At 43.1% G+C, this 901-nt stretch carries 2 protein-coding genes; one reads left to right on the forward strand and one right to left on the reverse strand.

Features of this window, described 5'->3' with window-relative positions; translation table 11 throughout:
- The first annotated feature begins 319 nt into the window (after nucleotides 1-319).
- Nucleotides 320-622, forward strand: coding sequence for a hypothetical protein (locus tag A3766_RS25410; RefSeq protein ID WP_068511170.1), 303 nt, complete (start codon nucleotides 320-322; stop codon nucleotides 620-622).
- 24 nt (nucleotides 623-646) lie between these two features.
- On the opposite strand, the gene A3766_RS29950 is transcribed toward A3766_RS25410, so the two are convergent.
- Nucleotides 647-796: a hypothetical protein gene (locus A3766_RS29950; RefSeq protein ID WP_156490768.1), complete on the reverse strand. Its 150-nt coding sequence runs from the start codon at nucleotides 794-796 to the stop codon at nucleotides 647-649.
- Nucleotides 797-901 lie beyond the last annotated feature (105 nt).

The raw sequence follows: 901 nt of genomic DNA on the forward strand, positions 1-901 counted from the left end.
TGCGATGCGCAAAAGTAAAAGGCTTGCCTAACTAGTGACTGGCCCAGAACACCGTTGCTAATCCGTGCAAACAGTGCTCAGGCAAGCCAAGTACTACTATACGTAGAATATATTCTTAATCGAACCCGTCTGGGTCTTGACAATTCTCCGCCCAAATGGCGACCCAGGAATTTTTTTCTAATTCAATGCCAATTCTGTGAACTAGCGCTTATTAAACTGGAAATCTACTCAGGAATTCCGTTACTATCTTTACAACTTAAAGATCTCTCAAGCGCTTAAATCTAGATCGCTCAGCAGTTATAGGTCTCGTGGCATAGCAATGAACTACAACAATAAAATTGTCGACCTTGTCGCTCATATATATGAATCGGTCGCTTACGACGATGTATGGGAAGAGGTTATCAGCGATATCTGCGATGCAATTGAAGCGCTGGGCGGCTATCTAACGATTACTGATAGGAAGTCCCAGCAACTTAGTATCGTTGCTAATCGATTTAACGACAAAACTATCGAGTCATATAGCGAAGAATACGCCCCCCTTGATGAACGCAGACTAAGCGTCGAAGACATGTCTACCAGTTCAATCAAAAAAGGCTCAGAGCTATTAGATAGCCAAAGCTAACGCTCTTCTAAAGTCTATCAGGAGCTATTCCGTGAAAATGATTGCTTCCATAGTATCAGCACCTGCTTTTATCGAGATACCCAGTTCATTGCCAGCATCACCTTTTACCGCCCAGATACTCAGCAGGATTTTGATAACCAAACAAAGAAAATTCTCGGCATCTTTGTACCACACCTAACGCGCGCTTTTACCATATCCACCCAAACCAAACTTGCCCAGCTACAAAGCCAGGTGCAAGAGCAGCTAAAAAGTAGTACTGAAGCTGCTATTTTTTTGGTG

The organism is Oleiphilus sp. HI0132, assembly GCF_001635845.1.

Excerpts from the sequence above, each read along its gene's own strand:
- A3766_RS25410 (WP_068511170.1), top strand. The coding sequence starts at position 320 with ATGAACTACAACAATAAAATTGTCGACCTTGTCGCTCATATATATGAA.